Origin of the sequence: Bifidobacterium sp. UTBIF-68, assembly GCF_006408855.1 — a bacterium.
In the GTDB taxonomy this organism is placed as follows: Bacteria; Actinomycetota; Actinomycetes; order Actinomycetales; family Bifidobacteriaceae; genus Bifidobacterium; species Bifidobacterium reuteri.
This window is the reverse complement of the sequence record NZ_JFAN01000038.1, coordinates 24,720-49,923: the sequence shown is the minus strand read 5'-3', so window position 1 is coordinate 49,923 and position 25,204 is coordinate 24,720. Positions and strand designations below refer to the sequence as shown.

The following is a 25,204-nucleotide window of genomic DNA, read 5'->3' as shown; positions in this document are numbered from 1 at the left end:
CCAATAACCCGAGGGGCGCGTGTCACGCCACTGCACAATCATGGTTATTGCATTCGCGTGGCGCAGAAGACGCGCGAACAGCTTTGTGCGCCGTTCACAATTCGCCACAGCACAGTAGGTCTTATCGCACCCTAGAACAGGCGCAGGGAATCGTCCTCGGTGCCTTTCATCTCGTCATAGTCGAGGATCAGACACGTGAAGCCACGATCCTTGGCCAGCACCTGGGCCTGCGGCGTGATGGTCTGCGCGGCGAAGATGCCGTGCACAGGAGCAAGCAATGGATCGCGATTGAGCAGCTCACAGTATCGCGTCAATTGCTCCACGCCATCGATGCCACCATGACGTTTGATCTCCACGGCCACATGCTCGCCATCCGCATTGATGGCCATGATGTCTACCGGACCGATGGCGGTGGGATACTCGCGGCGGACCAGTTTCGCGCCCTTGCCGATGCGTTCGATCTGCTCGGCGAGATAGCGCTGCAGATGATCCTCCACACCGTCCTTGATTAATCCCGGATCCTCGCCCAAATCGTATGTCTGGTCGGAGTACACGCGGTACAGCGTGACTTCGAGCACATCCGACCCTTTGTCGGCAGTGACACGCAGCACTTTTTCGGGAATATCGTTCTCGTTGACAGAGTCGGTGTCGACAGAGTCGGTGTCGGCTGGCGTCATTTCGCGAATGGTGCAGGGGGCGGTCATCCAATTAAGCGGTTTATAGGATCCCAGTTCGGAGAAGATCAACAAACTGGAGTCGGCCTTGATAAGCAGCACCCGCTTGGCCAGCGGCAATGAGGCGTTGAGACGGCCGGAGTATTCGGCAGCACAGTCGGCAACAATGATTCGCATAAGCCACCACTGTAATGCAATGCATGGTGATTGTTGTGGGCGGGGAGAGGAGCGCCGCAGAGAAGCAACGGTATCGGCTTATGTTTCGCTCCACTTTCCCATACAACAATGGGGCGAAACATAAGCCACTGTTGTCAATGACTTATGTTTCGCCCCATTCCATACGCGATTCACGGCGTACGAGGCAATCAGTACGCGGCGAGGATGTCGATCACGAACACCAGCGTGGAGTTGCCCGGAATCGTGTCCCCGGAGCCATCGGCGCCGTAACCCAAGTCCGGCGGAATCACGAGCAGCACCTGCGAGCCGACGGTCTGACCGATCAGCCCCTGCTTCCATCCGGAGATGATCTGGCCGCTGGCCGACAGGTCGGCGTCGAACGTGGTGTTCTTGTCCCACGAGGAGTCGAACTGCTTGCCATTCGTAAGCCAGCCGGTGTACTTGACCACGGCGGTATCCGAATCGGTCAGGGTCTTGCCGGAACCCTTGATAAGCGTCTGCGTCACCAGACTGTCCACAGAACCCTGACCGTTCATATCGACTGAGGGCTTGCCATCCTTGGCGCGGGTCACCTTCGGCAGGTTGGCGGGCACATCCTTGACCTCCTCGCCAGTGGCCTTCTCAAGATCCTTGGACTTGGAGACGAACGTCATCGCCAGGATGTACGAGTAGCCTGACGAGTCGTTGTCATTGACGCCGAAACCGATGGTGGTGTTGATTTTCGCGCCCTTGATCTGGTTGTAGTAGGTGGAGGAGAGGGTCGAGGAATCCACCTTGAGCGAACAATCCGGGGTGTTCTTGGTCCAGGTGTCCATGAGCTCGGTGCCGTCCTTGACATTCAGGGCTATGCCCTGCGCGCATACGCGATCGCCTTCCTCGATGGTCTCGCCATCACCTTTCTGCAGCACCACATAGGAGCCGTCGGAGACGGTCATCGGAGTGTTGAAGGAAATCGTCGGCTTCTCGCCGAGTTTGCCGGTGGCGGTCACGCCGGCGATCTGCCTCGCGGACGAGGATGCCGAGGAATCGTTGGAATTCTTGGAATCGGAAGAATCGGAAGAGCTGGAGGAGCCTGAACATGCGGCCAGCGAAGCGCACATGACCAGTGAGCATGCCAGCGCTGCGGCTTTGGACAGCGGGCGGAATTGAGACTTACGCATGGCTCACCAGAGTACCGTCAAACCCTGATTTTTTCGTTCGCCGGCAACGGTTCAGACGAGTTCCTAGGCAATGGACAGGTTCGGATTGTAGAATAGTGTCGTTATGAGTGCTCAAGAACAGACCATGAATCCAAGTCAGGATGTCATCGATCCATTGGAGAACCGCGTTGAGGGGCAGGGATCCGAGGCGGGAAATCCGGGGGAGAACAAGGACGGCGAGCCGAAGCGTGCCGCGCGTCCGACCCGTCATGCCATGATCATGCGCGGCATCGTGACGCCTATTTTCGGCTTGCTGGCCGTGGCATCCGTGGCATTGGGAATTCTGAATGCCACGATGTGGAAGCCGTCCAGCATCATCAACGCCAGTGCGACAATCAGCGGCACCCAATATGTCGTCACCGATCCCGGCGTATTGCCGCTGCTGGATCGGAACGCCACGCTGAACGTGAAGCCGAGCTCGTCGTCGATGCAGGTGTGCGTGGCGCTTGGCACGTCCAAGGATGTAGCCGGCTGGGTGGCGTCCGAGTCGTCGTATCAGCGCATCACCGGATTGGCGTCGTGGACTTCGCTCGCCACGCAGCAAGGCAAGGCCACGGGGGCCGCCTCCGAGGCCAGCGATGACAACGCCGTGGCATTCAAGGATTCGGACATGTGGTCGCAGGTCAAGTGCGGCAAGGGCGAAGTGACATTGACCAGCACCAAGACCGCCGATTCCACCGTGGCTATCGTCGATTTGGGCAAGGATGCGTCAAGCGCCGAGATTTCGATGCGCTGGGTGCGCTCGCAGGTGCCTGATTTCGCGATGCCGTTCTATCTGTCCGGCGGCCTGCTGGCAGTGGTCGCCGTCCTCTGCGCCTCCGTGTTCGCCATGCCTCCGCATAAGCGTCGCAAACGTATGGTGGAAGGCAAGGCCGTCATCCATACCGATTTGTCGTTTGCCGAGCGGGTTGAGCAGGGGCTGGTCGGCACCAAGCTGCCGGAGTCCGTGCCTGCGCGCAAGCGTCGCCGCCATGCCGCACATCGCCGTGGCGCGAAGAACGAGCCGGAATTGGAATCCGAGCAGATCGAGACCCCGGTGATCGTGGATCCCGCGGCGCGCAATATGGTCGCGGACCAGCAGGCCCAGCAGTCCGAACAATCAGAGCAATCAGCGCAGCCAGAGCATGATGTGTTCGAGGCTGCGGAGTCCGGTGCCGAAACCGGAACTCAGCTTGGCGGTGCGGACGGTGCGCACAGCGCTGGTCATAGTTATGGACATAGCGGGCGCGCCGGTTCGTTCGATGATCAGGCGACTTCAGTAATCACCCCTGACGAACTGCAGGCGTACTTCTCCCGTTTGGCCCGGGAAGTGCAGGATGGGCAGGCCGCAGATACGAACACCGGGGATGATGCGGACGCTGACAGCACCGATACACACGTCGATCAGCAGGAGGAGGGGAAGTGATGAGCAAACGGATGCATGGCTTGATGAGACATGGCTGGGTAAAACTTGGCGCGACGGCCGCCGCTGCATTGGCTCTGGTGCTGCCATTGGCCGCATGCGAAGGGCAGCTGCCGACCGCTGAAGCGCCTGCCGCCTCGCAACCTTCGCCTGACCTGACCGAGGCGCAGGAGAAGAAGATCCGGACCAAGATTCTTGAGACATTGGATGAGGCCGACGCGGCGAAGTCCGCAGATGGCTACAAGGCGGTGATGGCTGGCCCGCAACTGGAGATCCGTGCCAGTCAGGTGACCATCGCACAGAAGAGCGGCAGCATGAACAAATATGCGACCATCCCCAAGGATGTGTCGCAGGTCGTGATTCCCACCGATGACGGCTGGCCGCGTTCGGTGTTCACCATCACCACGACCACCGAAGACCAGCAGTCACAGCGTCTGCTGGTGCTCAACCAGAACAGCGCGCGTGAGAACTACAAGCTGGTTGCCATGGCGCGTCTGTTCGATGGCGTGAGCATGCCGAAGTTCGAGATTCCCACGCACGGTTCGCAGATGGGCACCGCCAAGGACACCGGTCTGGTGGCCACGCCGACCGATGCGCTCACCCAGTATGCCGACGTGCTGCAGAACGGCTCCAGCAGCCAGTACGCCTCGACGTTCACCGACGATATGCTCCGCCAGCGTATCGCATCATTGACCAGCACGGTTCAGGAAGGCATCGCACGAAACAACGGTACGCAGCAGCAGACGTTCACCGCAGTGCCGGACCAGATGTGGGTGATGCGCACCGCCGACGGCGGCGATCTGGTGGTCGGACGCATCGATTCGACATGGACCCGCCAGGCAGGCGACGGCCGAGAATCCCAGCCCGCGTCCGACGATGAGAGAATCCTCTACAATTCCGACCATTACACCAGCATCATGAAGGTCACCTATGTGAACGTGGTGGCGCTGTACGTTCCGCAGTCCGGCGACGGTGCTCAGATCACCGCGGTCGGTGCCGATCGGCAGCCGGTCAAGGTGGAGGCGCTGTGACGCGTTCGTCGTGTCCGCCTATCGCTGAGCAAGGGCAATGAAGCGCGGTTCTTTCGATGCTGGAACTACAATCGGTTCCAGCATCGTTTTGTTATGCGCAGGCATGTGTGGCCATGCGCGATTACATGTGGAGGCATGGTATGGCTGATCAGCAGTTCAATCCGGGAGTATCTCTGGCGGGCGCGGTCGATTTGGAGGCGCTGAAGCACCAGGTCAAGGCTGAGCCTGGTCAGGCCGGGGGAGCTCCGGCTGCAGGCGCTTATGTGATAGACACCACGGAGAATACGTTCCAGGCGATGGTACAGACCTCTGCCACATTCCCGATTCTGCTGCTGCTGTGGATTCCGACCGATGACCGCCTCTTCCCGATGGCGCGTGCGCTGGGTGATGCCGTCAACGCGTTGAACGGCAAGATCCAGCTGTCCCGTATCGACATCTCCACCAACGCCTCAATCGCCCAGGCACTTCAGGTGCAGGGGGCACCCGCGCTGTTCGCGCTGATCGGCGGCCGTCCGATGCCATTGCTGCAGGGGCTGCCCGGCGATGATGAGCTCAAGCAGCTGTGCGATGAGGTCATCCCGAAGATCATCCAGGCCGCCGCCCAGGCTGGGGTCAGCGGCACCGCCCCGTATTCCGGGGACCCCGATTCCGATGCGGCCAAGAGCGCTGCGGCATCCGGTGCCGACGCGGCACAGCAGGTGCCGCCCGAGCATGCCGAGGCGCACCGCCTTGCAGAGGAGGGTGATTACGCCGGTGCCGCAGCCGAATACGAGCATGTGCTGGAGATGAACCCGGGCGATGCGCTCGCCGCCCGCGAACGCGCCAAGGCGCTGCTGCTGGCCCGCTCCGGTCAGGCGAATGTGCGGGAGGTCCGTGCCGCCGCAGCCGCCGCTCCCGATGACGTGGATGCGCAATTGGCCGTGGCTGATATCGATATGATCGGCGGGCAGATTCAGGATGCGTTTGATCGGCTGCTGGACTATCTGGCCGCCGGCCACAAGGCGGACATCGAGCCGGTGCGCAAGCGTCTGCTGGAGTATTTCGCCATTCCGGAACCTACTGATCCGCGTCTGGCCCGCGCACGCCGTCGCCTCGCCACGCTGATGTACTGAGAGGTACTGAAGCGGTACTGAGCTGTACTGAGAGGTGCTGACTCTGGTCGGGGCGAGTGCTGACTCTGGTCGTGGCGGAGCGGATTACGCCATTCTGTTCGTTCCGAAGTACTGCTGGAAATGCGGGCCGCTTGTGGCGAGTTCGGCCTCGAAATCGCCGGCCCATTCGCCGAACGGGCGCGCGGCCAGCCCGTCATTGTTGAACCTGGCCTGATCGGTGATTTCGGTGATGCAGAACTTAGGTATGGTGAGGTTCGTCACCGGACTTGATCGTTCTGCCTCGGCGACGATCAGCGGCGCATTGCCGCCACCGAATACATCGATGCTCCAGCCGTCTTCCGCGATCCACGCGGAATAACGGTTTTTGATGATGATGGCTCCGCCTCGCTTGACCAGTTCCGCGGCGATGCGCGTATCGATCTCCCGTTCCACTTCGTACCGTGTGCCTCCCACGGAGGGGCCCTTGACCGTGACATAGGCTTCGGTGAAGCGCTCGCGATGCTGGTCCAGCACATCCATCGGATTGACGTCCGCGGTCATCGGCACACGCAATGTGTGCGAAGTCAAACGGATACGTAGCGCGTAATTGTCGGCGTGCACGTAATAGCTCTGGATGATGAGGGTCGGCGCATCGCCGTCATCGTATTCCGCGGGGAATTCGCGGCAGAAAAAGCGGCGCTCGTATTCGAAGTCATCTGTAAGTTCCGACATAACCCCATTGTAGGGCGTACTTCGGGGGCGACGAACTGCCGATGCCAGTCATGTGCCGTGTTCGTGCCGGGGATGGTGTACAGTGGAGAAATTGTTTGGGTCCGTAGCTCAGTGGATAGAGCGTCTGTCTCCGGAACAGAAGGTCGAGGGTTCGATCCCCTTTGGGCCCACCAGAATGGCCGTATGGCGGGCATTGCAATCGCCCGGATACCGCAAGCCGCTAGACTGCGACGTAATCGGCAACAAGCCGGTGAAGGCATATTGATGCGTGTGGTCGGCACTTTTCGTGACACGATGGCGTGCGCATCACATCATGGAAGGACAATGATGATGAGCGAGAAGATGGAAGCGGTCGCTACTTCTGAAGCGCCGGCGGCGCTGGGCGCGTACAGCCAGGCGGTGAAGGCCAATGGGTTCGTGTTCGTCTCCGGCCAGCTGGGCATCGACCCGGCCACCGGCGAACTGGCCGGTGAAACCGCCGGTGAGCAGGCAGCACAGGCATTGAAGAACATCAAGTGCATTCTGGACACCGCAGGTACCGGCATCGAGCATGTCGTGCGCGCCACCATCTACCTGAAGAACGTCGAGGACTTCAAGGAGGTGGATGCCCGCTATGCTGAGGTGTTCATCGGTTCCGTGAAGCCCGCCCGCGTGGCCTTTGGCGGCAACGATATCCCCAAGGGCGCGCTTGTGGAGATCGACGCCATCGCCGCGCTCTGATTTGGGGCGGTTGCGGCCGTGCTGCGCGTGGCGGCTGTGGGCGCCGTTGCAGATTGCGGGTTGTATAAGCGTCACTCTGTATGAAACAAACTGCTTGGGTGGGAAATCTTTGTGCTGGGCAACAGTCAGTGCAAGTAATTCCCGCCCGAGCCGTTTGTCTCGGGAAATCGTTGCGCTGACGGTTGGTGAGCGCAAGTAATTCCCGCGTGAGCCGGAAACAGGGGTGTGCAGACGGCTGAACGGATTGTCCGCGCAACGATTAACGATGTGCGCCGATTCGGCAGGGGACCGTGCAACAATAGTGGTCATGGCATCCAAAGGAAAACCGTCACCGCGTTCGGCCGTGAGCCCGCTCAGTGACGCGCAGGTCGCGACACTCGGCCAGCGGCATAAACTTGTAGACCCTATGCACGATTACCCCACCGGTCCGGGGCGCAAGGCCAAACTCGACGAAATCAACGCGCAGAATCCCAAGGCCACCAAGCGTCTGCTCACCGGAGTGGATGTGGTGTTCCGCGCCAGCTGCAAGACGCGCGCATGGGGTCTGGAGCAGGTGCCCGAAGATGGGCCGTTCATCACCGCAGCCAGCCATATAACCATGTTCGACGTGTTTGTGCCGATGGCGAGTCTGTTCCACATGGGTCGTCGCCCGCGATACATGGCCAAGGCGGAGATGGCGAAGTGGCCGTTGATTGGCAGATGGTTCCAATTGGTTGGCATGCAGCCGGTGCAACGACATTCCGGCAAGGCCAAGCAGATTGAGGAAACCTCCATTGAGATTCTTACATCCGGTCGTCCGTTGACGGTCTGGCCGGAGGGCACGGTGACCCGTGACCCGAAGAAATGGGTGATGAGCATCAAGGAAGGCGTGGGGTATATCGCTTTGGAATCCTCGCGCAGGCTCGGGCGTCAGGTCCCGTTGTATCCCGCAGTGACGTGGGGTGCGGCATCCATCAACCACTGGTGGCCGTGGCCGCGCAAGAATGTGGTCATGTGCTATGACCATGCGCTTGACTATGCCGATCTGCTCGCGGATATGGACTCATGGGGCGAAGAGCCGCCAGCCGAATTGGTGAACGAACTGATGTGGCGCGTGCTCAAGCGCATGAATACCGTACTGGCTGAGATTCGTGGCGAACAGTTTCCTGCTGAAGGCTACTGGGACTATCGGAGTATGTCCCGCAAGCCATGGCCTGAAGCAGGCGGCCCTTTCCCGGCGCAGTAAGCGACGCCTGAGCGAGGCGATAGCCGAGTGAGGGTAGGAATTATAGAACCCCATGCGACAGACGAAGGAGTAAAACATCATGGGTAAGAAAGTAACGGTACTTGGTGCAGGAGCATGGGGTACCACCTTCGGCCAGGTTCTGGCGGATGCCGGCAACGCCGTGACCATGTGGGCGATCGAACCGGAGATTGTGGAGGGCATCCGCGACCACCACCGCAACGCGGTTCGTCTGCCTGTCGTGGAACAGCTGCCGGACAACATGACCGCGACCGGCGATCGTGCCGAGGCCGTGAAGGACGCCGACATCGTGGTGGTGGCCATCGCCGCGCAGTTCGCGCGTGTGGCGCTCGCCGAGTTCAAGAATCTGATTCCCGAGGACGCCATTGTGGTCAGCCTGATGAAGGGCATCGAGCGCAATACCAACAAGCGTATGGATGAAGTGGTGCGTGAGACGCTCGATCTGCCTGCAGAACGGTTCGCCGCCATTTCCGGCCCGAACCTGTCCAAGGAGATCGCATTGCGCAACCCTGCCGCCACCGTGGTGGGTTGCGCGGATATCGAGAATGCGCGCAAGGTCGCTGAAGCCTGCACCACGGATTATTTCAAGCCATTCGTCACCACTGATGTGATCGGTCTGGAGATGTGCGGCAGCCTGAAGAATGTGACTGCGCTCGCCGTGGGTATGGCGCGCGGTGCCGGATACGGCGAGAACACGGCCGCCATGATCGAGACCCGTGGCCTTGCCGAGCTGACCGCGTTGGGCGCGGCCGCAGGCGCCGATCCGAAGACTTTCGCCGGTCTCGCCGGTGTGGGCGATCTGATTGCCACCTGTGGTTCGCCCCTTTCCCGCAATTACACGTTCGGCTCGAACCTCGGCAAAGGCCTGAGCGTGGAGGAGGCCACTAGGGTGAGCAATGGTGTGGCCGAAGGCGTACCTACCACCGATGCCGTGGTGGCGTTGGGCAAGCAGCTGGGTGTGCCGACCCCGTTGGCGTATCAGATGAGCCGCGTGCTCAACGAGGGCATTTCCTGCGCTGAAATGCTGGCCGGATTGTTTGGCAGTGAGGTCACGGCCGAGTAGGCTACCTATAGGTTGATGCCGTTAGGGCGGATTCCGGTTGCCGTCGGCAAGGCTTCGGCGGCGGTCGGGTTCCGGCTGCATGGCATCCACAGGTTTGATTCGACTGCTGGGGCGGTTGCGCATGCTGAAAGCCACGGCGGTATTGCAAAGGATGGTTATGGCCAAGAAGCGTATTGTGGTTCTCTACGGCGGACGTGCAGACGAGCATTCGATTTCATGCATTTCCACGGCCGGAGTGCTCAATGCATTGGATACCGAACGTTTTGAACCGATTCCGGTCGGCATCACCAAGGACGGCACATGGATTGTCAACGGTGAGGATCCACGCGGTTGGGCGCTTGACGGCGGTGAGCTGCCGACCGTGAAGGTCACGCCGGAATCCCGCCCGGTGCTGATTGACCCGTCTCGTGGCAAGGATGGTTTCTTCGCAGGCGAACCGGAGCATCTGAGTGGTGCGCACAGTGGCGACGCCGGCTTCGGCACCGGTTTCGTCAGTCTGAATGATCCTGAGGCGCATCACGTGCTGACCTCGCTCGGCCATGTGGACGCGGTATTGCCGGTGCTGCACGGTCCCTATGGCGAAGACGGCACGGTGCAAGGCCTGCTGGAGATGATGGGTGTGCCGTATGTGGGCTGCGGCGTGTTCGCTTCGGCGGCATGCATGGATAAGCACTACACCAAGATCGTGCTCAACGCCGCCGGCATCCCCACCGCGCCTGGCATCATGGTGGATGCGCGCAATTTCACTGCGGCGGATGTACTCGCCCAAGTCGAGGCCGCGAATCTCGCGTACCCGCTGTTCGTCAAGCCCTCCCGAGCTGGCTCCAGCTTCGGTGTGACCAAGGTCGAGCAGGCGGAGGACTTCGAGACGCAGCAGGACCTCTTGGCCGCAGCCGTCGCCACGGCCGGTGAGCATGACTGGAAGGTGCTGATCGAACAGGGAATCGACGGTCGCGAGGTCGAATGTGCGGTGCTGTGCCCGAAGGCAGGCGAGGAGCCGGAGGCCAGCTGGCCGGGCGAGATCGTGCTCGATCATCAGGACGATGACCAGTTCTACGATTTCGACTCCAAGTACATGGATGCCTCCGCAAGCCATGTCGAGGTGCCCGCCAACCTGCCGGTCAGCGTGCTTGAGGACGTGCGCGATGTGGCCCGCCGCGCCTTCAAGGCCGTGGACGGTGCCGGTCTGAGCCGTGTGGACACGTTCGTGACGCCGGACGGCACGGTGATGGTCAACGAGATCAACACGATGCCCGGTTTCACGCCGATTTCCATGTATCCCAAGGCTTGGGAGGCCACCGGTGTGGACTACACCGAGCTCATCACCCGCCTCATCGAAGGCGTGCTGCGGTAGTCCTTGCTCCAGTGGCCTGTCTCGTCGCTGTCTGATCGTCGGATTGTCTGATCGTCTGCGCGGTTGGACTGCTGATGGACTGCTGATGGGATGGTCACGTTAAACCGAATGTCAAATCAAAGGAAACCGATCATGATTCTGGTCACTACCACGCCGTCCGTGGACGGATATGTCATCACCAATTACCAGGGCATTGTGTTCGGCGAGGTGGTCGCCGGCGTGAACATGTTCAAGGACATCGGGGCGGGATTCCGCAACATGTTCGGTGGACGTAGTCAGGGTTATGAGGAGGAGCTGACCAACGCCCGCAACGAGGCGATTGCGGAGATGCAGCAGCGTGCTGAGGCGTTGGGTGCGCATGCGGTAGTCGGCGTGGATGTCGATTACGAGGTGCTTGGCACTGACGGCTCCATGTTGATGGTCACCGCTTCCGGCACCGCTGTGCAGCTCTCGCGCAGGGGGTGAAGCGGCAGTCCGCGACAGTCTGTCTGGATCCGCCGCGGCATCCGTCGGTGATTCTCGGGGAGTCGCTAAGTCCCGCCGAGGCTTGTTGCGGCATCCGTAGGCAATTCTCCGGCGATCCGCTAAGTCCCACCCCGCCGAGACACTGTGTGGGGCCTTTGTCGTGGTGGCGGCTCGTATCCGGTTTACTTGCCATTGCATGATGCGCACGAGCCGTGGCGCCTGAGGCGGTCCGTCGGGCGAACCTGTCTGGGGACACAGCCTGGGACACAGCCTTGCCGGGGCAAAACCTCGGCTGGGTTGGATTTCTGTCCCGCTGACGGGTTGTGAGTGGGCTGTGAGCGGGGTGTTTCCTTTACACGGCCGAGGTTTTGCTTCGCTGAGGGGTGACTGGCGGAGCTTTTTCTCTGTCGGTCCGTGGTTTTGCTTCGCTGGCGGGCTGTGAGTGAGGTGGAATGTCGGCTGGGTCGAGGTTTTGCTCCGCTGAGGGATGGCTGGCGGAGCTTTTTCTCTGTCTGTCCGAGGTTCTGCCCCGCTGACGAGCCATGAGCGGGGCGGATGTGTGATTGGTCCGAGGTTTTGCTTCGCTGGCAGGCTGTGAGCGGGGTGTTTCCTTGGTGGAGTCGTGGATTTGCTTCGCTGAGAGGCGGTGAGCGGGGCGGATTATGGGTTGGTCCGAGGTTTTGCTCCGCTGACGGGCTGTGAGTGAGGTGGGTCATCGGTCAATCCGAGGTTTTGCTTCGCTTGGGGATGATTGGTGGGGTTGTTTCTCGGTTGGTCCGAGGTTTTGCTTCGCTGGCGGGTTGTGAGCGGGGTGAATTACAGGTAGAGCCGAGTATATGCCTCGCTGGTGGGCGGTAGGAGGGGTGTTTCCTTGACGCGGCCGAGGTTTTGCTTCGCTTGGGGATGATTGGCGGGGTTATTTCTTGATTGGCCCAAGGTTTTGCCTCGCTGGCGGGCTGTGAGTGGGGTGTAGTCCCGGTTGGTCCGAGGTTTTGCTTCGCTGAGGGATGATTGGTGGGGTTGTTTCTCGCTTGGCTAGAGGTTTTGCCTCGATAGTGACCTGTGATCAGAAGTGATCAGAAGTCCGTTGACGAATGACTGACTCTCAGACCCTCTTCACGTGCCAGCTCGTCCTGTAATGACGGACACGCTATGCGCGCGGCCCGTTGGTTTGCCTGTCGTCGCGCGTTGCCTGCAAGCAGCTCTGTTGTCTGCTTCGCGGCAACGCTTCGACAAGAAGGCACAGCATAATCAACGAGTTTCTGACGCAGGAGAGCCGGATACCAGAGAGAGTTGTAGAGAGAGTCGCTGTAATACCCAGCAATATTGACGCATCATCGTCGAGCGTCACTAATTCACTTGTAGTTTCCTTTTATTCAGCATCCGTACCGCAAACGGCGAACACTGTTCACTTGAACGCCAGTGTCGGGACAGATAAGCCTCATACCTTCTTGCCTTGGAATTATGGGCCGCGCGAATACAGCGCGAATCGATGCCCCGACTCCCAGGGTTCGGCCCCGCTGACCGGATCTGGATGTGCGTTGAGAAAAAGGAACATCATGAAGAACCTGCGTAAGATTGCGGCTGGCGCCATCGCCGCCGTGCTGGCGTTCTCGATGGCCGCCTGCGGCTCGTCGACCGCCTCCAACAGCTCTGACTCCGCTTCCACCGGCAAGTCCGTGAAGGTCAACGAGAAGTCCGCCAAGGCCACCTCCCTCGCCGACTTCGGCACCATGGACGACCTCGTCAAGGCCGCCGAAGAGGAAGGCGCCCTGAACGTCATCGCTCTGCCTCACGACTGGTCCAACTACGGCGAGGTCATCGATACCTTCAAGAAGAAGTACCCGAAGATCAAGGTCACCGAGCTCAACCCGAACGCTTCCTCCAAGGAAGAGCTGGACGCCGCCAAGACCAACAAGGGCACCGACGCCGCTCCGGACGTCTTCGATGTCGGCCAGCAGATCGCCGCCACCTCCACCGATGCCTTCGCCCCGTACAAGGTGCAGGCCTGGGACAAGATCCCGGATGAGAACAAGGACGCCAACGGCGCCTACTACGCCGACTACACCGGCATCATGTCCATCGGCTGGAACAAGGACAAGTACGGCGACATCTCCAAGCTCGAGGACCTGCTCGACCCGAAGTTCGCCGGCACCGTGGCCCTCAACGGCAAGCCCGCCGAGGCTGGCGCCGCCTTCAACGGCTACCTGATGATCAACCAGCTGGCTGGCGGCGACATCAACAACCTGCAGCCCGGCCTCGACTTCTTCAAGAAGCTCAAGGACGCCGGCAACCTGACCACCGTTGACGTGACCAACGGCACCATCGACTCCGGTCAGACCGGTGTGGTCATGGACTGGACCTACAACCAGGCCTCTTACAAGAAGGAACTGAAGTCCAAGGGCGTGAACTGGGAGTACAAGACCTTCCCGAAGGCCCAGGTCGTCAGCTACTACAACCAGGCCATCAACGTGGACGCCCCGCACCCGGCCGCCGCCCGCCTGTGGGAGGAATACCTGTACTCCGCCGAAGCCCAGAACCTGTGGTTCAAGGGTGGTGCCAACCCAGTCCTGCTCTCCTCCATGAAGGAAGACGGCACCGTGGATCAGGACACCCTGAAGGACGCCATCACCATCGAGGGCAAGCCGGTCTCCTACACCAACGATGACGCCACCCGCATCACCGAGTGGCTCCAGAACAACTGGGACAAGACGATCGGCAACTGAGCCTGACCGCCCACGCTCAAGCCAATCAAAGGTAATTCAAGGTAATCACCTATGACTGCTGCAATCGCACAGAACGGACCTGCCGCCGCCAAGGTGGCGGGTCCGTCCGCTAACTCCAGCTCTTCCACGCTGGCGCGCCACCGTCAGGAACTCGGCACTTTCGCCGTCACCCTGCCGTTCTTCGCCTACACCGCGTGCTTCCTGCTCGCGCCGACCGTGATCGTGGTAATCGGTGCGTTCCAGACCCGTGACGGTGGCTTCACGCTCGCCAACTTCAATAAGCTGTTCGAGCCCAACACGCTGTCCGCGTTCGTCACCTCCATCCTCGTGTCCATCGCGTCCTCGGTGATCGGCGCCGTGGTCGGTGGCCTCGCCTCATACGCTCTGGTCATCGGTGCCAAGCCGAACGGTCTGATGCGTCGCCTGGTTTCCGCCATCTCCTCCGTGCTCGCCCAGTTCGGTGGCGTGATGCTCGCCTTCGCGTTCATCGCCACCATCGGCATCAACGGTATCGGCACCATGCTCATCAAGACCCTGACCGGTTTCACCGTGAATCCGAACTGGCTGAGCTCGCTGCCCGGCCTCGTGACCGTGTACTGCTACTTCCAGATCCCGCTGATGATCATCATCTTCCTGCCGGCAGTCGATTCGATCCGCCCGCAGTGGCGTGAGGCATGCGAATCCCTGGGCGGCAACACATTCCAGTACTGGACGCGTGTAGCGCTGCCGATTCTGGCGCCTCGCTTCATCTCCGCGTTCCTGCTGCTGTTCGCGTCCGCGTTCTCCGCATACGCCACCGCAGCCGCTCTGTTCTCCCAGCGTTCGATTCTGGTTCCGCTGATGATTCAGGGTGCCATGCGCAATGAGATGGATCCGAACCAGCAGGGCTTCGCTCAGGTGCTGGCGTTTGCAATGATCATCGTCGTGGCCGTCGTCATGCTGCTGAGCCACGCTGTGGAAAAGAGGGCCGGACGTTGGCAGTGAATGAAACCTCCGCTACCGTGGCTACCGTAGCCTCCAAGACCGTCAAGGCCGGCGAAACCGGTACCAAGCCGCCGCAGCTGCGCGCAGCTCGCATCCGCAAGCAAAGCATCATCAAATTCGTGATTCTGTTCATCACGCTGGCGTTCCTGTTCGTACCGCTGATCGCCATGCTGATCTTCACGCTGCGCCACCCGCTGTCCGGTCGCTGGTCCGCCGCTCCGTGGATTGCGATTTTCACCGGCAACGGCGAATCGCTTGGAGCCGATCTGACGGTTCTGTGGCAAGGCATCGGCACCTCGCTCGCCCTGTGCGCGGTCACCGTGGTGATCATGCTGCTGCTGATGGTGCCGACCATGGTCATAGTGCATATTCGCTCCAAGGCTCTGGAACGCGCGATTGAATGGGTGGCGACGCTGCCGCTGACCATCCCGGCCATTGTGCTCGTGGTGGGCCTGGGCCCGATTTATCGCTGGCTGTCCGCCGACGTATTGAGCACCAACCCGATCTGGCTGTGCTTCGCCTACGTGATTCTGGTCATGCCGTTCGCCTTCCGCGCCATCGCCGTGGGACTCAACTCCATCGACGTCAAGACGCTGGTTGAGTCTTCGCGTTCGCTCGGCGCATCCTGGCCGAAGGTGTTCTTCCGCGTGATCATCCCGAACCTGTGGCAATCGATTCTGTCCGCATCGTTCATCTCCATCGCCGTGGTGCTGGGCGAATACACCGTCGCCTCGCTGCTCGGCCGTATGAACCTGCAGGTCGCGCTGTACCAGCTCGGCCAGTCCAATTCTCAGATCTCCACCGCCATGTCGCTGCTTGCTCTGCTGTTCGGCGTGGTGCTGCTTGTTGCGCTCGACCTGATCTCCGATGCGATGCGCAAGACAAGGGAAGGTAAGTAATCCATCATGACTCTCGACAGCACAACCGCCACTTCCGCGCCGGTCTCCCCGGCAGCCGAGGAGGAGGCGTTCAAGAACGATCCCACCGCCACCCTCGAAGGCGTGCGCGGCAAGGATGTGACCAAGGCCGCCAAGGCCCTGCTCAAGGATTCCGCCAAGCGAGGCGGTGGCTCCATCCAGATGCAGGATGTCGTCAAGATCTATCCGGGCTCCACCAAGCGTGCCCTCGACGATTTCAACCTGGACATCAAGCCCGGCGAAATGGTCGTACTGCTCGGCGGCTCCGGCTGCGGCAAGTCCACGGCACTGCGTTCGCTGGCTGGCCTCGAAGACATCCAGGGCGGCCGCATCATGGTCGGCGGTCAGGATGTGACCGGTGTGCCGGTCAACAAGCGTGAGATGGCCATGGTGTTCCAAGCCTACTCCCTCTTCCCGCACATGACCGCCCTCGAGAACGTGGAATTCGGTCTTGAAGTGCGTGGCGTCAGCAAGGAAGAGCGTCGCAAGATCGCCATGGAGCAGCTTGACCTGGTGGGTCTTGCCGATCAGGCCAAGAAGTACACCCAGCAGATGTCCGGTGGCCAGCAGCAGCGTGTGGCCTTGGCGCGTGCATTGGCCGTCAAGCCGCGCGTGCTCCTGCTCGACGAGCCGCTTTCCGCATTGGACGCCAAGGTCCGTGTGCAGCTTCGCGACCAGATTCGCCGCATCCAGCTGAGCACCGGCACCACCACCGTGTTCGTGACCCACGACCAGGAGGAGGCGCTCGCCGTCGCCGACCGCATCGGTGTGATGAACAAGGGCAAGATCGAGCAGATCGCCGCCCCGCAGGACCTGTACCAGCGTCCGGCCACCGAATACGTGGCCACCTTCATCGGCCTGACGAACCGTCTGCCCGGTGCCTCCAATGGCGAGGAGGCCGTGGTGTTCGGCCAGCGCATGCCGCTGCTGGCAGGTTCCGCCGCCGGAGATGCGGTCGCCGTGTTGGTGCGTCCGGAGAACCTTGCGTTGAGCCTGCCCGGACAGCATGATTCCAACATCGGCGAGCACGCCCGTGTCGAAGTGATTCACTTCCTCGGTTCGCTGGTGCGTGTGGATACGGTGATCACTTCCGGTGAATTCCAGCGCTGGAACAAGGGCGAACAGCTCAAGGTCACCGTGCAGCTGCCCGCCAACGAATTGCCTGCGGGTCTGGCCCCCGGCGACGAAGTCATCGTGACGCCTCGCCCTGTGGCGGCACTGGCCTGCTGAGCGTTCCTCTGACGTCCGTATTGTTCCCACAGGGGGATTGTGCGATTATGCGCGATCCCCCCGTTTGTTTCAGTTTCGACGCGCTCTGGAATCACCCTGAGGGATGAGTATGCATCTGGCATCGGTACCGTATTCTGGAACATGACAGGTATGCACAATCGGTGCTGTCAGACCAATGATGATGGGGGAATGCACATGAACGAGACAACGCCGTCCGCTCCGGAAACGCCGCGGCAGCAGGACAACGCTCAGCCATCGCAACCTGTGATGCAGCCCAATGTGTCACAGCCCAATATGGCACAGTCCAATATGACACAGCCCAATCCGTCGCCGTCCAATGATGCGCCGCAGCCTGATGCATCATCGAGCGCACAGCAGCCTCAGCTGACGCCCACACCCCAGCAACCTTCGCGAGATTGGTGGTTTGTCGCCTATCGACGGTTCGCGCTGATCGGGGCCGCGCTTGCCGTCATGATCGCGTTGTGGATCGGAGGCAATATTTTGGCGAGCGAAGCCGCGCATCAATTCTTCGGAGGCAATCAGCCGACATGGATGTCATTGCTGACCTCTTCCGGCCCTATGTATCTGATCGCCATACCGTTGAGCATGCTGATCTTCACGTTGGTGCCCGCCGTCAAGACGCGTCAATACACGTTGAAGGGCGGCGAGTTCGCTCAGCTGCTGATCATGTGCGTGCCAGTGATGATGCTTGGCAATCTCATCGGACAGCTGATGGCTGCGGTCGCTTCCCAAGGGCAGGCCAGCGACCGTGTCCAGCAACTGCTGGTTGGAGGCGATGTATGGGCTGTTGCGTTGTTCGCTGGTGTGCTCGCACCGATATTCGAGGAGTGGATCTTCCGCAAGGAGATCATCTCCCGTCTGCGCCGATACGGTGAGAAAACCGCCATCGTGTTCTCCGCCTTGGCATTCGCCCTGTTCCACCTGAACATATACCAATTCTTCTATGCCTTCGGTCTGGGACTGATCCTCGGATATGTCTACACGCGCACCTCACGCCTGTGGTATGTCATCGTCATGCACATGTTCATCAATTTCCTCGGCGGAGTAATCGGGCCTGCGGTGATACGTCTGATTGATCCGAGGGTCTTGAACGGTACGTTGAGTGAAAGCGAAGTGGCGCGTATGGCAGCCGGCGGGCAGCTCAATGGCCTCGCTGTTGTGTCTCTGTATTACTTGGCGATGCTCGCCTTGTGCGTCGCGGGAATCGTGCTGCTGGTGCGCTGGCGCAACCGTTGGGAGTTCTATACCGCGCCCGAGGAATTGCCGGCCGGTCTCAAGATTCGTACTGCCTACGCGAACCCCGGCGTCATCGTCTATATGCTGCTGACACTGGCGCTGACCTTCTGGATGCTATTGCAATGACTGAGATCGCGGTGATGCCGTAATGACGATTGTGGGCGATGCCGAACTTCGGCATCGCCCACAATCGTTTTCGGATGTCTGCTGAACGCTGTCATTCCTGCGCGTTGTAGGATGAACCACCGTCCTCCACCAGATAGTGAGGGGCTCCCTCTGCAATAGAGCGCGCAGCCTTGTCGCGGATGGTGGACAACAGCACGCCCGGGCGTGCGAACAGCAGTACCTGACCTGTTCTGCCGTATGGCGAGAATCCGGTGAACTTCACGAGCGGCGGTTGTGTTTCCAACTCAAGGTCGGCGGTTGCGGCGGTGACGCGGGCAAGGATATCGCGGCTCACCTCATCCGGGTCGCAGGATGCCTTGGCGGTGAACTCCAGCGTGATCATGCTTTCGCTCACAGGGCTGAGCTTGGTCAGAGCGGCCGTATTCAATACCGAATTGGGGATGATCATGAAGTCGCCGCCACGCGTGCGCACCGTAGTGTGACGCCATGTGATGTCATGCACGGTGCCGGTCACGCCTTGCACGGTGACCAGGTCGCCCGGTTGGATGACGCGGCCGAGCATCAGTCCGAATCCGCCGATCACATTGGCGATCGTATCCTTCAGGCCAAGGGAGAGAGCGACGCCGCCGACGCCAAGAGCGGTGACCAGCGTGGTCGGATTGATGCCGAACACCGGTTGCAGCACCATGGCGATGGCGGCCACCCAGATCAGCACGCGTGCGAGATTGATGAAGATCGATGCGCTGGGAATCTGGGATTTGTCAAGGGCCTTCCTCAGGAGACGGCTCAATATACGGTCGGCGATCAACGCCAGCACCGTCATCAATACCAGCCAGATCAGTCGGCCCATATTCATCTGGAACCACTGTTCAATGCCGCTCATAGTCACGTTGTTTGTCATACTGCCACTGTATCGGGCTTATTGGGGGAAGCTGTGGAGACTGCGGAAAACGCGCTGGAAGTTGCCGGTGCGTTGGCCAGATGCGGTGGTCCGGTAATGGAGCGGCTTGATAATGGGGCGGTTTGCTACTGGAACGGCTCAGGTGAACGCGCCGGAAACCCGATGATCGGCGGTGTGACGCCGTCTGCATGATTGTCGACACGACCGCCGGCGCGACCGCCGTGTCGACAATCATGTCATTGCTGATGCTCGCGGCAGGTCTGTCCCAAGCCTCGGGCCAGACGGATCGGATCGAGGATCTCGTCGAGCTGCTCCGCCGGCAGATCGGTGCGCTCACCGGCCACTTCGCGGACCGTGTGGCCGGTGCGTACGGCTTCGGCCGCAATGTCCGCGGCCTTCTCGTATCCGATGTAATGGTTGAGCGCGGCGGCGATGGATGGCGAGGATTGCGCATAGTCGCGGCCGATTTCCGTGTGGATTTCGATACCCTCCACGCAGTTGGTGCGGAAGATGGTCATGGCGTTGGTGAGCAGCTTCATGCCGGTGAGCAGCTCATGCACCATCAGCGGGTCGAAGGCGTTGAGCTGCAGCTGACCTTCGGCCACGGCCCAGTTCACGGTCACATCCATGCCGAAGATGGAGAAGCAGCACTGGTTCACGCATTCGGGAATCACCGGGTTCACCTTGGCCGGCATGATTGACGAGCCTGCCTGACGGGCCGGTACGTTGAGGTCGTTGAATCCGCAGCGGGGGCCGGAGTTCAGCAGTCGCAGGTCGTCGGCGGCTTTCTTCAGGTGCACGGCAAGGCTCTTCACGGCGGCTGATGTGGCCACATAGGCGCCCATATCGGTCATGGCGGCCACCGGGTCGGGCGCCGCGGTGATGGGAAGGCCGGTGATGTTGGCCAGATGCGTGGTGGCGGATTGACGGAACCGCAGGTCGGCGCAGATGCCAGTGCCGATGGCGGTGGCGCCGAGGTTCAACTGTGCGAGCAGGGGCACCACGCGGTCGAAGGCCGCCAGATCGGACTTCAGCAGGGTGGCGAAGGCATGGAATTCCTGGCCGTAGGTCATCGGCACGGCATCCTGAAGTTGCGTACGGCCGATGGTCACGTCGTTGATGTGCTTGTCCGCCAGATCATGGAAGGCCTTGGCCAGTTTCTTCGTGGCTTCGGCCAGCGGCCCTATCGCGTCGATGAGCGCGAGCTTGCATGCCGCCGGATAGGTGTCGTTGGTGGATTGGGATTCGTTGACGTCGTCATTGGGGTGGACGTAGGCGTAATCGCCGCGTTGGTGGCCGGCGATCTCCAGCGCCCGGTTGGCGATGACCTCGTTCATGTTCATGTTGGCGGACGTGCCGGCGCCGCCCTGCATCACATCCACAGGGAACTGGTCGGCCAGTTTGCCGAGTTCGATCTCATGGCATGCCTGACGGATGGCTTCGGCCTTATCGTGGTCGATGAGGCCGAGCTCCTCGTTCGCGATGGCGCATGCGCGCTTGACGGTGGCATAGGCGCGAATCAGCTCCGGGTGCTGGCCATCCGTGATGCCGGAAACCGGGAAATTGCTGATGGCACGCTGGGTGTGGATGCCCCAGTAGACATCGCTGGGGACCTCCAATGTGCCGATGCAGTCATGCTCCACACGTGTGGTCGTTTGGGTGCCATGCGGGAATGCGGTCTGTTCGCTCATAATCACCATCTTTCCGTGTCGGACGTTGAAACGCCAGCATTGTCGACGATTGCGCCTTGTGAGAAACCTCTCATGCCCATGCCGGCTGCGGCCTGTTTGTTGTGCGGCGCGTACTGTGGCGGTATTCCGTGGGTGGGTTCTGCGGGGCTGTTAGCACGTCTGTCTCCTCGTGCTGATCGAGGAGACAGCGGACAAGTCACATGTGGGATGTAAAGATGCGTCGCCAGTATGTGAGCATGTCCTCGCGGCTCATAGCCAGATAGATGCCCATGGCCAGGACTGCCACATCTTCCTTGAGCAGGTCCCTGAGCTCGATGGTGTCGCTGAGCTCAGGCCAGCGATGCAGCACGGACAGCAGCCCTCCCACCGAGAAGTCGACCATGAGGTCGGTTTTCAGATCAAGGTCGGTGGGGTCCTTCTGCAGCATGTTGACAATCTGCAGACGGGTGAAATCACGCAGGGATTCGGCGAGCTCGACTGTACTATGCGGGCCTGCGATCAGCGCCAGCCGGTCGAGGCGACGGCGCTGCTCGGGGTGGGAGAGGATCCAGGTGATGCGTTCCCTCCATTGGTCTGTGGGATCGCCGTCCGGGTCGGGGCGCTGATTGATTGGTATGGATTCCACCTGATGCATGATGGCGGCATCGGCCAGCTCATGCAGGCTGGCGAAATGGTAGTAGAAGGAATTGCGGTTCACGCCGGCCTCGCGCACGATGTCGGTGACGGTGATCTTGCGGTAGTCGCGATTGGCGAGCAGCTCCCAGAACGCGTTCTCAAGACGGTCGCGGGCGGGAAGCACTTCGGAACTCAGGCGTGGACGTGGCATGATGCCCCTCTTTCGCGTACGTGATCGGCGGAACCGGTCCGGTCATGCTGATCACCCTGTTCGTACTATCTTATTGGTGAGTTTATTATACAGAGTAACCAATTTGAACTGGCGATTTGATGCCGAGCGGATAGTGGTTTTGGCGTTTGCCGTTCCTGACCGGTTACTGGCTGCTGGACGACGCCGATGGCGGCTCGTCAGCGGCCGTTCCTCCGTCGGCATGGGCCTCCGATACGGATTCTGGGGCCGTGCCACTTTCGTCGGCGGTACGGGAGGTCGCCGCCTTCCCCTTGGCTTTCGTGGTGGACGCTCTGAGCAGAATGGCCACGGCTTCCGTCAGATGCCGCCGGTCCTCGGGAGTGAGTCCCACATATGCGCCCAGCATGGAGGGGATGGACGCAGGAAGGTGGCTCATCAGGTCCCCTAGCCGTGTGGCGCCATTGGCATGCAGGACTCGGAACAAGGCGTCCACGGCACGTTCGCGCTGTTCGGGCGTCAGGTCGGTCACCCATTGATTGAGCTGCTCGTTGAACCACTGCGAACCGGTGCTGATATCGGGCTCGGTGACGAACCGGTCGCCGTCGACCCGCCAGGTATACGCGGAATGCTGCATGATGCCGTCCGAATCCGAAGACACCACACGGCATGGTTCCGGAGTCTCGAAGATCATGCCCACAATAGAGGAGCTGGGCACGATCTTCGTCACCTTTGGCTGCACGGCGAGATACGCGGGACTGCTCACAATCTCGCGGGGGAACCCCGGGCCGTCCAGGGAATAGATGTGCCGTATGCGGCGCTGTACCTTCTGTGTGGCGTTCATCGCCGCATAGATCGCCAGATTGCCGCCCTTGGAGTGTCCGGTCAGCACGATGGGCCCCTGCCAGAGCCGGGCCACCGTGTCCAGATAGGCGCTCGCCGCGCGTTGCGCAGGCACGGGGTATTGGAAGGACATGTTGAAATCCTCCTTCCATCCGATGAATGAATCATCGGTGCCTCGGAAGGAGATGACCAGCGTGCCTTTATGTGTGCGGTGCCGTCTGCTTGGGCCATCCGGCAATTGGAATGTCGCGGCCGCGAACTGCGTCTGTTCGCCGCGGTTGACGTGTTCGGCCACAGCGCCCAGACGAATGTTGCGGAATCGCGGAGAGCCTGCGCACACCTGGAATAGCGTATGCGTCAGGCTGGGGTCGATGACCGCCACCACCTGCGGTTCGTGGGGCTTGTCGTCATCGCCGGATGATAGCGAATGATGCAGTTCCTTGTTCGCTTCCGCGAGGCTTACCGATTCCAGCGGTGGGTGCCAAAGATTGCGGAACCAAATCAGCGGATGCTCAGGCTCGAATGCCCGCAGTCGGCCGGCGAACGAACTGCCTGAGGCGTGCGGCTGGTTTTCGTCCAGCATCAGGGCGGGGCCGATGTTGGCCACGTCCTCATAGACCAGCGTGGCCAGGATGAGCGCGTCCACCTCATTGAACGGCAGCTCGTCGAACGGACGCTTTTCATCGCGTGCATAGTCAATGATGTTCGCCATAGCCGCGTCCCTCCCTGCGTACAGCCGGGCTCGGAAGGCCCGGCTCTTGGCAAGATTGTACGAGACTGTGGCGGACGGCTTCCCGACGGTGCTCCCACGGCGAACACATGGGCGCCGTTGTTCATCACTTCAGCCGGGAATGATGGATTACGACCTGTGCGGCGGGGCGGTCAATCAATCCAAGTGCCATAGAGCGAGATGAATGATTCCGCAGTGAAGCGCACATCGTGCACGTTCGCGCCGAGCGCCAGATCGCCCACGCGTTCATAGATGGGGATCTGGAGGTATTCGTCAGCAAGATACTGCTGGAGTTCCTTGTAGATGCTCTCGCGCTTGGCGGAGTCAAGTTCCCTGATGCCCGCGCTGAACAGTGCATCCAGTTTGGCGCGCTGCTCGGCGTTCGCGATGTTCCAGCGAGCGTATTTGTTGCCGGTCCCGTCCTTCACGTTGAGCAGGTTGTCGATTGCGGACGGGTCGCTGCGCGTATAGCTCCAGAGCATTGACAGGTCGTATTCGCCGGTCTTTTCCTTGTTCACCGAATCCGACCATGTGCTGATCTCGATCTGCAGGTCGGCTCCCACCTGACGCAGCTGATCGACCAGAAGATCCTGTCCGGGGTTTTTGACGAAGTCCAGCATGACAAGCGTCAGTTTCCTGCCGTCCTTGTAACGGTAGCCGTCCTCGCCCAGCTTCCAGCCCGCCTTGTCAAGCAGGTCGTTCGCCTTGTCCACGTCATACTTGATTGCATCGGGCGTGGCCTGGAACATCGGGGTGGACGACCCCAGGATGCCTTTGACCACCGGATAATCCTGACGGTACACCGTGTGTGCATAGGCGGCGCGGTCGAGTGCCAGGGAAACGGCTTCGCGGACGTCCTTGTCGGACAATGGACGGCTTTCGTCTCGCACATTCGGATAGATGTCGTACGAGGTGCCGGGGATTGCTCGAGATTGGATAGTGCCTCCGGCGGCCTTGATCTGTGCGGCCTCGTTTTCGTAGATCTCCCCTTCCGCCGCCTGCCAGATGGCGTCGATCTGTCCGCCGGCAAGGCTGCCGGTGCGCACGGACTGCTCGGGGATGTATGAGACCTCGATGCCCTCCAGATAGGCGTCGCCCTTACTGCGCGTCTCGAACGGCGAAGGCGAGTTGTATCCCTTGCGGCGGGCCAGGGTGGTCTTGCTGCTGATATCCCATTGGGTGAGCGTGAACGGTCCGGTGCCATACAGGTTCTTGCCGTGGCAGCGTTCCTGAGGGGTCTGCTTGAGCGATTCTGGAGCCAGCAGACCGAGCGTGGTGGTGGATGTGGCTTGCAGGAAGGCGGCGTTGGGCTGGCTGAAGGTGAACGTCACCGTGTCATCATCCACCTTGGTGACTGATTCTAGGCCGGTGATGTAGGTGATGGGGCCTATGCCGCTGTTCGCCTCATCGAGGAACGCGTTGAAGTTCGCGACCACCGCATCGGCGTTGAACGGCTCGCCATTGGAGAACGTGATGCCATGCTTGAGATTGAACGTGTAGGTCTTGCCGTCGTCACCCACGGTCCAGTCGGATGCGAGCCACGGCTTGATTTCGCCGGTCTCGGGATCCTGATCGGTCAACGACTCGGCGAATTGGCGTACCAGTGAACGGGTGGGCGTCCAAGCCGCCTGGGATGGGTCGATGCAGTTGAGAATCTCGGTCGGCTCGGCGATGCGCAATATGCCGCCCGAGTGCGGCGTGCCGCTGCTGCTCGCCGTTCCGTTGCCTCCTGCGCTGCCGGCCGCGCCGCAACCCGAAAGCGCCAAAGCGCCTGCGAGTGCCAGCGCGGCCAACCTGCGTGTCGATGAGATGCGTGATCCCATGTTTTCCCCTTCTCTATTTCCCC

General features: G+C 60.8%; 21 protein-coding genes and 1 tRNA gene. 14 read left to right on the top strand and 8 right to left on the bottom strand.

What is annotated here, in order from left to right:
• Positions 1-131: 131 nt before the first annotated feature.
• Both nucS and BW14_RS10180 read right to left on the bottom strand, forming a co-directional pair.
• Positions 132-851, bottom strand: coding sequence for an endonuclease NucS (gene nucS / locus BW14_RS10185; protein WP_044089391.1), 720 nt, complete (start codon positions 849-851; stop codon positions 132-134).
• Between the two features lie 188 nt (positions 852-1,039).
• Entirely contained in the window at positions 1,040-2,011 is a 972-nt protein-coding gene (locus BW14_RS10180; RefSeq protein ID WP_044089393.1) for an FKBP-type peptidyl-prolyl cis-trans isomerase, read from the bottom strand.
• Between the two features lie 259 nt (positions 2,012-2,270).
• On the opposite strand from BW14_RS10180, the gene BW14_RS10175 reads away from it, so the two are divergent.
• From BW14_RS10175 to BW14_RS10165, 3 genes are all read left to right on the top strand, one after another.
• Complete coding sequence (locus BW14_RS10175) at positions 2,271-3,455, top strand: hypothetical protein (RefSeq protein ID WP_140490520.1); 1,185 nt, start codon at positions 2,271-2,273, stop codon at positions 3,453-3,455.
• Between the two features lie 23 nt (positions 3,456-3,478).
• Positions 3,479-4,483: a hypothetical protein gene (locus BW14_RS10170; RefSeq protein WP_044089425.1), complete on the top strand. Its 1,005-nt coding sequence runs from the start codon at positions 3,479-3,481 to the stop codon at positions 4,481-4,483.
• A 140-nt stretch (positions 4,484-4,623) separates the two neighbouring features.
• Entirely contained in the window at positions 4,624-5,595 is a 972-nt protein-coding gene (locus BW14_RS10165) for a tetratricopeptide repeat protein (protein ID WP_140490507.1), read from the top strand.
• An 84-nt stretch (positions 5,596-5,679) separates the two neighbouring features.
• Here BW14_RS10165 and BW14_RS10160 read toward each other — a convergent pair whose 3' ends face one another.
• Positions 5,680-6,306 carry a hypothetical protein gene (locus BW14_RS10160; protein WP_140490505.1) on the bottom strand — a complete coding sequence of 209 codons (627 nt, stop codon included), beginning with the start codon at positions 6,304-6,306 and terminating at the stop codon, positions 5,680-5,682.
• Between the two features lie 97 nt (positions 6,307-6,403).
• Here BW14_RS10160 and BW14_RS10155 point away from each other — a divergent pair.
• The 11 genes from BW14_RS10155 to BW14_RS10100 all read left to right on the top strand — a co-directional run bounded on the left by BW14_RS10155 (position 6,404) and on the right by BW14_RS10100 (position 18,391).
• Positions 6,404-6,479: transfer RNA gene (locus tag BW14_RS10155), tRNA-Arg, on the top strand.
• A gap of 157 nt (positions 6,480-6,636) precedes the next feature.
• Positions 6,637-7,026, top strand: coding sequence for a Rid family detoxifying hydrolase (locus tag BW14_RS10150; RefSeq protein ID WP_181162375.1), 390 nt, complete (start codon positions 6,637-6,639; stop codon positions 7,024-7,026).
• A 307-nt stretch (positions 7,027-7,333) separates the two neighbouring features.
• Entirely contained in the window at positions 7,334-8,251 is a 918-nt protein-coding gene (locus BW14_RS10145) for a 1-acyl-sn-glycerol-3-phosphate acyltransferase (RefSeq protein ID WP_140490501.1), read from the top strand.
• 79 nt (positions 8,252-8,330) lie between these two features.
• Positions 8,331-9,332 carry an NAD(P)H-dependent glycerol-3-phosphate dehydrogenase gene (locus tag BW14_RS10140; protein ID WP_140490499.1) on the top strand — a complete coding sequence of 334 codons (1,002 nt, stop codon included), beginning with the start codon at positions 8,331-8,333 and terminating at the stop codon, positions 9,330-9,332.
• A 157-nt stretch (positions 9,333-9,489) separates the two neighbouring features.
• Positions 9,490-10,686 carry a D-alanine--D-alanine ligase family protein gene (locus BW14_RS10135; RefSeq protein ID WP_140490498.1) on the top strand — a complete coding sequence of 399 codons (1,197 nt, stop codon included), beginning with the start codon at positions 9,490-9,492 and terminating at the stop codon, positions 10,684-10,686.
• A gap of 132 nt (positions 10,687-10,818) precedes the next feature.
• A complete protein-coding gene (locus BW14_RS10130; protein WP_044089400.1) occupies positions 10,819-11,151 on the top strand; it encodes a putative heavy metal-binding protein in 333 nt (110 codons plus the stop codon).
• 1,559 nt (positions 11,152-12,710) lie between these two features.
• On the top strand, positions 12,711-13,877 hold the full coding sequence (locus tag BW14_RS10120) for an ABC transporter substrate-binding protein (RefSeq protein ID WP_140490496.1): 1,167 nt from the start codon (positions 12,711-12,713) through the stop codon (positions 13,875-13,877).
• A gap of 51 nt (positions 13,878-13,928) precedes the next feature.
• Positions 13,929-14,861: an ABC transporter permease subunit gene (locus BW14_RS10115; protein ID WP_140490494.1), complete on the top strand. Its 933-nt coding sequence runs from the start codon at positions 13,929-13,931 to the stop codon at positions 14,859-14,861.
• A gap of 17 nt (positions 14,862-14,878) precedes the next feature.
• Positions 14,879-15,760 carry an ABC transporter permease gene (locus BW14_RS10110; RefSeq protein ID WP_140490518.1) on the top strand — a complete coding sequence of 294 codons (882 nt, stop codon included), beginning with the start codon at positions 14,879-14,881 and terminating at the stop codon, positions 15,758-15,760.
• 6 nt (positions 15,761-15,766) lie between these two features.
• On the top strand, positions 15,767-17,008 hold the full coding sequence (locus BW14_RS10105) for an ABC transporter ATP-binding protein (protein ID WP_258186113.1): 1,242 nt from the start codon (positions 15,767-15,769) through the stop codon (positions 17,006-17,008).
• A 309-nt stretch (positions 17,009-17,317) separates the two neighbouring features.
• On the top strand, positions 17,318-18,391 hold the full coding sequence (locus BW14_RS10100; RefSeq protein ID WP_140490514.1) for a CPBP family intramembrane glutamic endopeptidase: 1,074 nt from the start codon (positions 17,318-17,320) through the stop codon (positions 18,389-18,391).
• Positions 18,392-18,482: 91 nt separating this feature from the next.
• Here BW14_RS10100 and BW14_RS10095 read toward each other — a convergent pair whose 3' ends face one another.
• The 5 genes from BW14_RS10095 to BW14_RS10075 form a co-directional block, all read right to left on the bottom strand.
• The gene (locus BW14_RS10095) at positions 18,483-19,274 is read right to left on the bottom strand and encodes a mechanosensitive ion channel family protein (RefSeq protein ID WP_140490492.1); all 792 of its coding nucleotides are present in this window, start codon (positions 19,272-19,274) and stop codon (positions 18,483-18,485) included.
• 254 nt (positions 19,275-19,528) lie between these two features.
• Entirely contained in the window at positions 19,529-20,983 is a 1,455-nt protein-coding gene (locus tag BW14_RS10090) for an aspartate ammonia-lyase (RefSeq protein ID WP_140490490.1), read from the bottom strand.
• Positions 20,984-21,179: 196 nt separating this feature from the next.
• Positions 21,180-21,809 carry a TetR/AcrR family transcriptional regulator gene (locus tag BW14_RS10085; RefSeq protein ID WP_140462828.1) on the bottom strand — a complete coding sequence of 210 codons (630 nt, stop codon included), beginning with the start codon at positions 21,807-21,809 and terminating at the stop codon, positions 21,180-21,182.
• 163 nt (positions 21,810-21,972) lie between these two features.
• Positions 21,973-23,340: a DUF2974 domain-containing protein gene (locus tag BW14_RS10080; RefSeq protein ID WP_140490488.1), complete on the bottom strand. Its 1,368-nt coding sequence runs from the start codon at positions 23,338-23,340 to the stop codon at positions 21,973-21,975.
• Between the two features lie 170 nt (positions 23,341-23,510).
• Complete coding sequence (locus BW14_RS10075) at positions 23,511-25,181, bottom strand: ABC transporter substrate-binding protein (protein WP_140490486.1); 1,671 nt, start codon at positions 25,179-25,181, stop codon at positions 23,511-23,513.
• Between the last annotated feature and the right edge of the window lie 23 nt (positions 25,182-25,204).

Coding starts and splice junctions, on each gene's coding strand:
- nucS (WP_044089391.1), bottom strand. CDS start 851: ATGCGAATCATTGTTGCCGACTGTGCTGCCGAATACTCCGGCCGTCTC.
- BW14_RS10180 (WP_044089393.1), bottom strand. CDS start 2,011: ATGCGTAAGTCTCAATTCCGCCCGCTGTCCAAAGCCGCAGCGCTGGCA.
- BW14_RS10175 (WP_140490520.1), top strand. CDS start 2,271: ATGCGCGGCATCGTGACGCCTATTTTCGGCTTGCTGGCCGTGGCATCC.
- BW14_RS10170 (WP_044089425.1), top strand. CDS start 3,479: ATGAGACATGGCTGGGTAAAACTTGGCGCGACGGCCGCCGCTGCATTG.
- BW14_RS10165 (WP_140490507.1), top strand. CDS start 4,624: ATGGCTGATCAGCAGTTCAATCCGGGAGTATCTCTGGCGGGCGCGGTC.
- BW14_RS10160 (WP_140490505.1), bottom strand. CDS start 6,306: ATGTCGGAACTTACAGATGACTTCGAATACGAGCGCCGCTTTTTCTGC.
- BW14_RS10150 (WP_181162375.1), top strand. CDS start 6,637: ATGAGCGAGAAGATGGAAGCGGTCGCTACTTCTGAAGCGCCGGCGGCG.
- BW14_RS10145 (WP_140490501.1), top strand. CDS start 7,334: ATGGCATCCAAAGGAAAACCGTCACCGCGTTCGGCCGTGAGCCCGCTC.
- BW14_RS10140 (WP_140490499.1), top strand. CDS start 8,331: ATGGGTAAGAAAGTAACGGTACTTGGTGCAGGAGCATGGGGTACCACC.
- BW14_RS10135 (WP_140490498.1), top strand. CDS start 9,490: ATGGCCAAGAAGCGTATTGTGGTTCTCTACGGCGGACGTGCAGACGAG.
- BW14_RS10130 (WP_044089400.1), top strand. CDS start 10,819: ATGATTCTGGTCACTACCACGCCGTCCGTGGACGGATATGTCATCACC.
- BW14_RS10120 (WP_140490496.1), top strand. CDS start 12,711: ATGAAGAACCTGCGTAAGATTGCGGCTGGCGCCATCGCCGCCGTGCTG.
- BW14_RS10115 (WP_140490494.1), top strand. CDS start 13,929: ATGACTGCTGCAATCGCACAGAACGGACCTGCCGCCGCCAAGGTGGCG.
- BW14_RS10105 (WP_258186113.1), top strand. CDS start 15,767: ATGACTCTCGACAGCACAACCGCCACTTCCGCGCCGGTCTCCCCGGCA.
- BW14_RS10100 (WP_140490514.1), top strand. CDS start 17,318: ATGACACAGCCCAATCCGTCGCCGTCCAATGATGCGCCGCAGCCTGAT.
- BW14_RS10095 (WP_140490492.1), bottom strand. CDS start 19,274: ATGAGCGGCATTGAACAGTGGTTCCAGATGAATATGGGCCGACTGATC.
- BW14_RS10090 (WP_140490490.1), bottom strand. CDS start 20,983: ATGAGCGAACAGACCGCATTCCCGCATGGCACCCAAACGACCACACGT.
- BW14_RS10085 (WP_140462828.1), bottom strand. CDS start 21,809: ATGCCACGTCCACGCCTGAGTTCCGAAGTGCTTCCCGCCCGCGACCGT.
- BW14_RS10080 (WP_140490488.1), bottom strand. CDS start 23,340: ATGGCGAACATCATTGACTATGCACGCGATGAAAAGCGTCCGTTCGAC.
- BW14_RS10075 (WP_140490486.1), bottom strand. CDS start 25,181: ATGGGATCACGCATCTCATCGACACGCAGGTTGGCCGCGCTGGCACTC.